General features: G+C 72.6%; 7 protein-coding genes, 1 rRNA gene, 1 pseudogene and 1 riboswitch. Of the genes and pseudogenes, 7 read left to right on the top strand and 2 right to left on the bottom strand.

The window, feature by feature from the left end; genetic code table 11:
- Both rrf and ACIF6L_RS11925 read left to right on the top strand, forming a co-directional pair.
- Window positions 1–88, top strand: a 5S ribosomal RNA gene (gene rrf / locus ACIF6L_RS11930); the annotation flags it as partial.
- A gap of 273 nt (window positions 89–361) precedes the next feature.
- A riboswitch (cobalamin riboswitch) is annotated at window positions 362–476 on the top strand.
- A 16-nt stretch (window positions 477–492) separates the two neighbouring features.
- Window positions 493–1,059 (top strand): annotated as a pseudogene (locus ACIF6L_RS11925) (NAD-binding protein); the annotation flags it as partial.
- Window positions 1,060–1,408: 349 nt separating this feature from the next.
- On the opposite strand, the gene ACIF6L_RS11920 reads toward ACIF6L_RS11925, so the two are convergent.
- On the bottom strand, window positions 1,409–2,641 hold the full coding sequence (locus ACIF6L_RS11920) for an acyl-CoA dehydrogenase family protein (RefSeq protein ID WP_329490279.1): 1,233 nt from the start codon (window positions 2,639–2,641) through the stop codon (window positions 1,409–1,411).
- Window positions 2,642–2,660: 19 nt separating this feature from the next.
- Window positions 2,661–3,839, bottom strand: a complete 1,179-nt coding sequence (locus tag ACIF6L_RS11915; RefSeq protein ID WP_396488172.1) for an acyl-CoA dehydrogenase family protein — start codon at window positions 3,837–3,839, stop codon at window positions 2,661–2,663.
- A gap of 520 nt (window positions 3,840–4,359) precedes the next feature.
- Here ACIF6L_RS11915 and ACIF6L_RS11910 point away from each other — a divergent pair.
- The 5 genes from ACIF6L_RS11910 (at window position 4,360) to ACIF6L_RS11890 (ending at window position 8,487) form a co-directional block, all read left to right on the top strand.
- Entirely contained in the window at window positions 4,360–5,520 is a 1,161-nt protein-coding gene (locus tag ACIF6L_RS11910) for an isopropylmalate synthase (RefSeq protein ID WP_359811655.1), read from the top strand.
- Window positions 5,521–5,593: 73 nt separating this feature from the next.
- Window positions 5,594–5,779, top strand: coding sequence for a lysine biosynthesis protein LysW (locus ACIF6L_RS11905; protein WP_329490283.1), 186 nt, complete (start codon window positions 5,594–5,596; stop codon window positions 5,777–5,779).
- A 4-nt stretch (window positions 5,780–5,783) separates the two neighbouring features.
- A complete protein-coding gene (locus ACIF6L_RS11900) occupies window positions 5,784–6,635 on the top strand; it encodes a RimK family alpha-L-glutamate ligase (protein WP_359811652.1) in 852 nt (283 codons plus the stop codon).
- Window positions 6,632–7,687 carry an N-acetyl-gamma-glutamyl-phosphate reductase gene (gene argC, locus ACIF6L_RS11895; protein ID WP_329490285.1) on the top strand — a complete coding sequence of 352 codons (1,056 nt, stop codon included), beginning with the start codon at window positions 6,632–6,634 and terminating at the stop codon, window positions 7,685–7,687. The genes ACIF6L_RS11900 and argC overlap by 4 nt, the downstream gene beginning before the upstream one ends.
- Window positions 7,684–8,487, top strand: coding sequence for an acetylglutamate kinase (locus ACIF6L_RS11890; protein ID WP_396488169.1), 804 nt, complete (start codon window positions 7,684–7,686; stop codon window positions 8,485–8,487). Before argC ends, ACIF6L_RS11890 begins: the two co-directional genes overlap by 4 nt.
- The last annotated feature ends 1 nt before the right edge of the window (window position 8,488 follow it).

Raw genomic sequence — 8,488 nt, 5'->3', positions numbered from 1 at the left:
CGGTTACATTCCGAACCCGGAAGCTAAGCCTCACAGCGCCGATGGTACTGCAGGGGGGACCCTGTGGGAGAGTAGGACGCCGCCGAACAATCATTGTGAAGAACCCCCCGATCCGTAAGGATCGGGGGGTTCTTTGCGTTCCCGGAGAAAGACGCCACCAGCCAGGTGCCGACGCAGTCGGGCCCGCCTGCGACCTCCCCGAGGCTTGGCCACGGAGCGTCACAGCGGTCGGGCCGGCGACCGCCAGGGCATCCGTGAGGGCTGCTGTGCTGCCCAAGGCGGGCAGGGCGGGCGCGGCGGCACCCGGACTTACTAGGACGCCCGACTACATGGTCGTGAACAAGGCCCGCAGTGCAGGGACGCCGGTGTGAATCCGGCACGGTCGCGCCACTGTGACCGGAGAGTGCGTCGTCGCAGTACCAGTCACTGGCACCCAGCCGGGAAGACCGGGCGGCGCGCAGTGATCCGGGAGCAGGCTTGTGATGATCCGTGGCGGAGACGGCTGGTTTCGTCGCGATCGACGCGCCGGTCTCCGGCGGCGTGCCCGGCGCGACCGCTGGGAGCCTCACCTTCATGGTGGGCGCCGCGGCGGCGGACCTCGCCGCCGCCGGACCGGTGCCGGCGGCGATGGGCGCCAAGGTCGTGCACTGCGGCCCCTCGGGCGCCGGGCAGGCCGCGAAGATCTGCAACAACGTGATCCTCGGGATCTCGATGATCGCGGTCAGCGAGGCGTTCGTGCTGGGGGAGAGCCTCGGACTCAGCCACCAGGCGCTGTTCGACGTCGCCTCGACCGCCTCCGGCCAGTGCTGGGCGCTGACCGGCAACTGCCCCGTCCCCGGCCCGGTGCCGGCGGGCCCCGCCAACCGTGACGACCGGGCCGGCTTCGCCGCCGCGTTGATGGCCAAGGACTTCGAACTGGCCGCCGGAGCGGTCAAGGCCGCCGGCCTGCCGGTGGAACTCGGCCTGAGGGCAGCGGAGTTGTACGCGGACTTCGCCGCCGCTGAGGGAGCGGGGCTGGACTTCTCGGCCATCATCACGACCCTCCGGGAGGGGGCGAGCAGACCCGTCGGTGAATACCGGCCGACCGGCCGGGGCCGCCTCGCGAATGGCCCCGGCCGGTCGGCCCCGGGAAATGCCCGGGAGTGCCGGGAAGCCGACCGGCGGGTCGGCCCGGATTCCCGCCACCGGTTCGAGCCACGGATTCCCCTCGCGGATTCCCTCACGGATTCCCGGCATTACGCCGGAGGAATGTACCCGTGGTGTTGCCGGAGATGAATTCGCCGTGACGAATTCCGGTCCGCCGGGAATTCGACCGGCCGGCCGGCCGGCCGATCCCGGTATCCGGGGGTTCTTCCGGCCCGCCGCGGGCCGGGCCGGAAGAACCCCCGGGGGGTGCCGGACCGCGGAGCTACGCGGGAACGGCCCCGGCGGGCCGGGTGAGGCCGTCGAAGCCCGCCGGATCGGTACCGAGACCCGCCGGTGCCACCCAGTCGAACGGCCGGTAGACCGCCGGGCCCAGGCCCAGGCTCTCGGCGACCGTCTCCCGCAGCCGGTTGGAGGTGAACCCGCCGATGACGTTCATCTGGGCGTCCCGGTAGAGGCGCTCCACCTCGTGGCCCCGGGTGACGCCGGCCGCGCCGTGGATCTGCACGGCGCGGGCGGCGACCTCGACGGCCATCTCGGTGGCGTAGATCTTGAGCATGGCGATCGCCTCCCGGGCCGACCGGCCGGCGGCGAGCTCGGTCACCGCCCGGCGCGCCAGCACCCGGGCGGCGTCGATCTGGGCCCGGGACTCGGCGAGCTGGGTCTGCACGCCCTCCATGTGCGCCAGGGGCCGCCCGAAGGAGACCCGCTCACCCGCGTACCGGACCGAGGCGTCCAGCGCGGACTCGGCGATGGCGATGGCCGAGACGGAGATCAGCAGCCAGCCCCAGGCCATCAGTTCGGCCAGCTCACCGGCCAGTTCGCCGAACGGCACGGGCACCACGTCGGCCTCGGAGACGGTGGCCTCGGTGAAGACGATGCCGCCCCAGGGCATGCCGCGCAGGCCCATCCGCGGCGTCTCGTAGCGGCGGACGCCGGGCTGGTTCAGGTCCACGAAGGCGAGGCACCAGTCGTGGCCCTCGTCGCCGGGGGCCTTCTGCCGGCGGGCGAGTGTGACGGCCACGTCCGCGTCCGGCGCATTGGTGATCTTGGCCTTCTCGCCGTTGATGACGAACCCCTCGCCGGGGGCTCCGGCCGGCCGGACCGTGGTGGTGTAGGTCCCGGCGTCGCTGCCCGCGGGCGGTTCCACGATGGCGAAGCAGGCCAGCTTCTCGCCGGAGATCAGCGGCTTCAGCAGCCGGTCGTACTCGCTGGGCCGGCTGTAGCGGGAGATCAGCTTGCCGCACAGCAGGCCGGACACGGTGGCGGTCCAGTAACTGCCCGGGCAGGCGCGGGCGAGCGCCTCCATGGCCGCCAGCTGGGTGAGGCCGTCGGCGCCGCTGCCGCCCGAGGACTCCGGGTGGAACAGCCGCAGGTAGCCGCTGTCGATGATCTCCGTCCAGTTCGGCGAAGGCATCCGGCCCGCCGCGTCGGTCTCGGCGGCCCGGGAGGCGGTGCCCGGGAAGCTGAGGACGGTGCCGTGTGGTGTGTCGGTCATGTCGGTATCGGTCCTCACGTCAGCCGAGCCCGAGCAGGGACGCGGCGATCACCGGGCGCAGCACCTCGGTGCCGCCCCCGGTCTCGGCGAAGAACAGGGCGTCGCGGTGGGCCCGCGCGATCAGGTGGTCGCTGGTCAGCGCGAGCGTGCCGGACAGGCGCGCGGCCCCCTCGGCGACCGTCCGCGCGGCGGCGGCCACGAAGAGCCGCGCGGTGGCGGCGTCCTGGCGGGTGGGCCGGCCGCCGGAGTCGAACTGTCCGGCGGCCCGGTAGAGCAGTCCGGAGGCCAGCTCGCAGCGGGTGGCGAGGTCGGCCAGGGTGAACCGGGCGGACTGGGCGTGCACGAGGGGCCGGCCGAAGACCCGGCGCTCGCCGACGCCGTCGACGGCGTCCCGGACCAGGGCCCGCATGACGCCGAGCCAGGGCGCGCTGGAGAAGACCCAGTCGAGCGAGGCCAGCAGCGGCTCCACCTCGGTCCCGGCGCCGCCGACGCTGCCCAGCACCGCGTCGTCCGGGACGTGGCAGCCGTCCAGGACGAGGCGTCCCCAGGCGCAGGTGCGCATGGCGGCCGGCGCCGACTCGGTGATCAGCAGTCCGGGGGTGGAGCGGTCCAGGACGAAGGCCGTCCGGCCGCCGCCGTCGTGCGTGGCGACGACCAGGAAGTGGTGGGCCACCGGGCCGCCGGCGACGAGGTCCAGCTCGCCCGTGAGCACCCAGCCGCCGAGCCCCGGGGTGCCGGGGCGGGCGGTGACGGTCGGGGCGAGGGCGGCGCCCTGGGTCTGCCGCAGGGACACCGCGCCGATCCAGTCGCCGGAGGCCATCAGGGGCAGGTAGCGCTCGCGCTGGCGGGGGCTGCCGAAGGCGCGCAGCGGCACGGTGGCGAGCACCGCGTGGACGCCGACGGCGAGGGCGAGGCCCGGGTCGCGGGCGCCTTCGCCGAGGCCTTCGAGGAGGGCACAGGTCTGGGTGGCGCTGAGGCCGCCGCCGCCGAGGGCGCGCGGGACCAGCGGTCCGGCGAGGCCGGGGCCGGGCCGGGCGCCGGCCAGTTCGGCGAAGAGGGCCGGGTCCCAGCGGTGGTCGCGGTCCCGCTCGGCCGCGGTCGGCCGCGCGACGCGCTCGGCCAGCTCGCGGGCCGCGGCGGCCGACGACGGATCGCCGGACCCCTGGGGGGCGGGCTTGAGTTCCAGTGGAACAACCATCGGAAGTTCTCTCCTTTCTACGGGCGGTGCTCAGTTCGGTAAGTGGTCGCTTCCCCCGGCACTGCGGGGTGCGTGCGCACGGTTCGACCGGTCCGTTCTCACGTGTCCATGGCTCCGTTCTCGGGTGGAGGGGGGTGCGGCGGTACGGGGCGGCACACCGTCGGGGGCGCTCGAACGACTCGCGGGGCAATGCCGCCGGCCTCCCGCCGCTCGGCGCGGATTTCGCGCGCCTATTCAGCGATACAGGTGCCCTCGGAGGCTGTCCAGGAAATTGTCGGCATGCCGACGAGAAGTCCGCACAGCTCACCGTCCATGACGTTCCATCACAGTCCTTGACAAGCTCCTGACATTGGCAGTGTTGTCCCTTCACAGCGCGATCGACCACCATATTCGTCGAGCGCACTGCGCATCGTCGCTCTTTCGGCCCTGCTCCATTCGTACATGCCGCATCGCGAGAATTCAGGCCGGAGCCGAGGTCAGCGCGAATGGGAACCCGGCTCCGGAAAAGGAGGGAACGCACATGGCACCAGCAGAGCACCTGAAGGAAGACGTGCCCCCGCAGGGGCTGCCCCACCTGTCCGACGCGACCTTGCGGGACTCCGCGCACATGGCCGGCGTCGAGTTCGGCCCCAAGGACGCCGCCCACATCGCCGACCTCCTGGTCCGCACCGGCGTCGAGCTGGTCGAGGTCGGGATGATCTCCGGCCCGTCGACCAAGGACGCCGACCTCATCCTCGCCACCCACGAGTCGGTGGGCCCGGAGCGCTCGCTGAGCCTGGTCGTGGTGCGGGACCGCCAGCAGGTGGTCACGGCGCTGGACGAGGCCAAGCGGCTCGGCGTGCGGTCCGTGATGTTCTCGATCCCGACCTCGGAGCAGCACGCGGCCCTCAAGCTGAGCTCCTCCAGCACCAAGTACCTGATCGCGGTGGCCCGGGCGGCGATCGTCGCGGCCAAGGAGCGCGGCTTCCACGTCACCTTCAGCGGTGAGGACGGTGCCCGCACGCCCAGGGAACGGCTCGTCCCCTACGTCGAGGCGGGCTTCGCGGCCGGCGCCGACCGGTTCCGGCTGGCGGAGACCGTCGCCTACCTGTCGCCGTGGCAGATGGAGCGTCAGATCCGCAGCATCACCGAGATCGACGGCTCCGAGATCGAGATCCACTCGCACAACATGCTGGGCATGGCGGTCGCCAACTCGCTGGCCGCCTACCGCGCCGGGGCGAAGTGGATCTCCGCGACGGCCGGCGGCATCGGGGAGCGCGGCGGCAACGCCCCGCTGGCCGAGCTGCTCACCTCGCTGCGGGTGGTCTACGGCGACACCCGCTTCGACCTGAGCCACCTCACCGAGCTCACCAACGCCGCGCTGCGCGGCGCCCGGCTCGGCGACGCCTTCCAGTCCGGCCCCACGGCGCCGCACGCCTTCGCCTACGAGCTGCCCGGCCAGCTGACCCACCCCGAGGCCTACGAGACGCTGGCCCCGGAGATCGTCGGGAACTCCCGCGAGCTGCGGGTGCGCACCCGGCTGACCACACCGCTGGTCACCTGGGCGCTCGACGAGCTGGCCGAGTCGGTCGACGTCGCCGCCTTCACCTCCTGGCTGACCGTCCGTCAGGAGCGCGACGACCGCGACCTGCTGGACCGCGACGCGATCCGCAAGGCGGCCGTCGAGTTCCAGTCCGTCTGACCGCTCCCACCCCGGTCCGGCTTTCCACCACCACCGGATCCACATCCACCAGAGAACGACTACGGAGATGACAATGTCTGCTGGCACGTTGACCGGCCTGTGCCCCGAATGCGAGACCGATCTGACCACCCCGCCGATGGTGCAGGGCGAGACCATCGCCTGCCCCGAGTGCATGCTGACGCTCCGGGTGGAGGACGTCGTGGAGGGCCGGCTCAGCCTCCAGATGGTCGAGGTGCAGCTTCGCGATTGGGGTCAGTAAGCCCATGGAGCGAACTGTCGCCATCGTCGCCGACCGGGTCGGCTGGGAAGAGCGCCGGCTGATCGACGCGGCCGCGGGCCTGGGCCTGAGCGTCGAGTGGGTCAACGACGAGTCCCTCGCCCTGGGTGACCAGGAGTCGGCCTCGCTCGGGGGCTACGCCGCCGTGCTCGTCCGCAGCCGCAGCTACACGCGGGGCGGTCTGATCGCCACCGTCGCGGAGGCGGCCCGGATCCCCACCCTGAACACCGTCTCGGCCATCCAGGCCTGCGAGAACAAGCTGACGCTGCGCGCCCAGCTGCGTGCCGCCGGCGTGCCGGTGCCCGACTTCCGGCTCGTGCTGTCCCGCCGGGACTTCGAGAAGGCCCTGGCCGAACTGCCGCCGCCGGTCGTGCTGAAGCCGGTCTTCGGCGGCATGGGCAAGCGGGTCACCCTGCTGCGGGACGCGGACTCCGCGCACTCGGTCTACGACTACGTCGAGGACCTCGGGCACGGCTTCGAGCAGGCCTCGCTGATCGAGCCCTACCTGGCCGGCGGATCCTCGCTGCGCTGCTTCGTGGTCGGCCGCGAGCTGGTCGCCATCGCCGAGTTCCACAGCGCGGGGACGGACTGGCGCAGCAACGCGGCGCTGGGCAACCGCAACCGCGCCGTCGACCTCGACCCCGAGGTGCAGAAGATCGTCGACGGGGTGCTGGACGTCCTCGGCGAGGGCATCTTCGGCATCGACCTCTTCGCGACGCCCGACGGCTACGTGGTCAACGAGGTCAACCACGCACCGGCCTTTCGGGCGGTCGCCTCGGCCACCGGGGTGGACATCGCCGCGGCCATCGGCCGCTACGTACGGGAGGAGATCGGATGATCCGGGTCGGCATCATCGGGGCCTCCGGGCTCGCCGGCGGTGAACTGATCAGGCTGATCACCCAGCACCCCGAGCTGGAGCTGACCTTCCTCGGCGGCAACGCCAGCGCGGGGCGCCGCCCGGCCGAGCTCCACCCGGGCCTGCGGCTGGACCTCGGGCTGACCATCGAACCGGTCGGCACGGACCTCAGCGGCCGGTGCGACGTCGTCCTGCTCGCCACGCCCGCGACCGCCTCGGCGGAGCTGGCGGCGCGGCTGGCCGACGAGGTGCCCTGTGTCATCGACCTCAGCGGCGCCTTCCGGATCCAGACGCCGGCGCTGCACGACCGGTGGTACCCGGACGTGCACCGTGCCGACGGCCTGGCAGACCGGTTCGTCTACGGCGTCCCGGAGCTGGTCGGCGACCAGCTGCCCGGCGCCGCGCTGATCTCGCTGCCGGGCTGCTTCGCCACCGCGATCACCCTCGGGCTCGCCCCGCTGGTGATCGGCCTCGGCCTCAACCTGAGGACCGTGGTGGTGGACGGCAAGACCGGCTCCAGCGGCGGCGGCCTGTCCCTGCGGACGGCCGACCTGCACCCGCTGCGCAACGGCGCCATCGCGCCGTACGCACCGGCGGGGCACCGGCACGCGGCGGAGGTCAAGGACTTCCTGGAGCGCAGCAAGCCGGGCGGGATCGACTCGCTCAGCATGTCGGCGTACGGGGTGTCGCACGTGCGCGGCCTGATGGCCAGCACCTACGTCTTCACCGACGACGAGGTGGACGCGCGCAGCCTGCACCGCGCGTACCTGCGCTTCTACAAGCAGCGCCCGTTCGTGCGGGTCCGCCGGCACAACGAGACGCTGATCCCGGTGCCGGACCCGCAGGCCGTGCTGGGTTCGAACTTCTGCGACGTGTCGGTTTTGCACGACGAGGAGGCCGGGCGGATCGTCGTCCTGGCGGCGCTGGACAACATGGTCAAGGGCGCGGCCGGCCAGGCGATCCAGGCCCTCAACCTGCGCTTCGGCCTGCCCGAGGAGACCGGGCTGACCCAGCAGCCGGTGATGCCGGCATGACCGGGACGGCAGCCACCGACACCCCGACCGTCGTCAAGCTCGGCGGCAGCACGGTCGACGACCTCGCCGGCACCTGGTGGGACGACCTGGCCCGGTTCGGCCGGGACCGCCCGCTGGTCCTCGTGCACGGCTGGTCGAAGCCGCTGAAGAACCTCAGCCCCCGCTACCACGAGCCCTCGGCGATCCTGCGCGACCGGTACGGCAACCAGAGCCGGTGGACGACGCCCGAGGTCATCGAGGACATCAAGACCGTCAGTGCCGAGCTCGCCGAGGACGTCCTGCGACGCCTGGAGCAGCGCGGCATCACCGCCGAGCGGGTGCTCGGCAGCGACGGCCTGGTGACCGCCGGCGAGGGTGAGCGCTGGTGGTGGAAGGAGAAGCAGCTCGTCGAGCTGGAGAACCTCGTCGGCCCGATCACCGGGGTGGACCCGGCGGTGCTGAAGAACCTCAAGGCCGGCCACGCCTACCTCGTCACCCCGCTCGCGCGGGACGCGGCGGGCCGGGAGGTGAACACCGACGGCGACCGGGCCGCTGCCGCCGTCGCCGGCGGCATCGGGGCCGAACAGCTGGTCCTGGTCACCGATGTCGCGCACCTGCTGATCGACGGTCAGCCGGTGCGCCGGATCACGGCGGAGGCCGCGGCCCGGTTCCGGGACAAGGGCGCCACCGGCGGCATGCGCAAGAAGCTGCGCGCCGCGGGGGAGGCCCTGGACCGGGGAGTGGACCGTGTCGTCATCGGCAGCGCACCCGTGACGGACCTGATCGCCGAGCGCACCGGAACCGTCATCACACGAGCGTGAG

It is taken from the genome of Kitasatospora sp. NPDC086009 (assembly GCF_044540385.1).
GTDB lineage: Bacteria > Actinomycetota > Actinomycetes > Streptomycetales > Streptomycetaceae > Kitasatospora.
Note: the sequence above shows the minus strand (reverse complement) of the source record. Positions and strands in the feature narration are given on the sequence as shown.

What these genes read in the sequence shown, in the direction of transcription:
- ACIF6L_RS11920 (WP_329490279.1), bottom strand. Translation starts at nt 2,641, where the DNA reads ATGACCGACACACCACACGGCACCGTCCTCAGCTTCCCGGGCACCGCC.
- ACIF6L_RS11915 (WP_396488172.1), bottom strand. Translation starts at nt 3,839, where the DNA reads ATGGTTGTTCCACTGGAACTCAAGCCCGCCCCCCAGGGGTCCGGCGAT.
- ACIF6L_RS11910 (WP_359811655.1), top strand. Translation starts at nt 4,360, where the DNA reads ATGGCACCAGCAGAGCACCTGAAGGAAGACGTGCCCCCGCAGGGGCTG.
- ACIF6L_RS11905 (WP_329490283.1), top strand. Translation starts at nt 5,594, where the DNA reads ATGTCTGCTGGCACGTTGACCGGCCTGTGCCCCGAATGCGAGACCGAT.
- ACIF6L_RS11900 (WP_359811652.1), top strand. Translation starts at nt 5,784, where the DNA reads ATGGAGCGAACTGTCGCCATCGTCGCCGACCGGGTCGGCTGGGAAGAG.
- argC (WP_329490285.1), top strand. Translation starts at nt 6,632, where the DNA reads ATGATCCGGGTCGGCATCATCGGGGCCTCCGGGCTCGCCGGCGGTGAA.
- ACIF6L_RS11890 (WP_396488169.1), top strand. Translation starts at nt 7,684, where the DNA reads ATGACCGGGACGGCAGCCACCGACACCCCGACCGTCGTCAAGCTCGGC.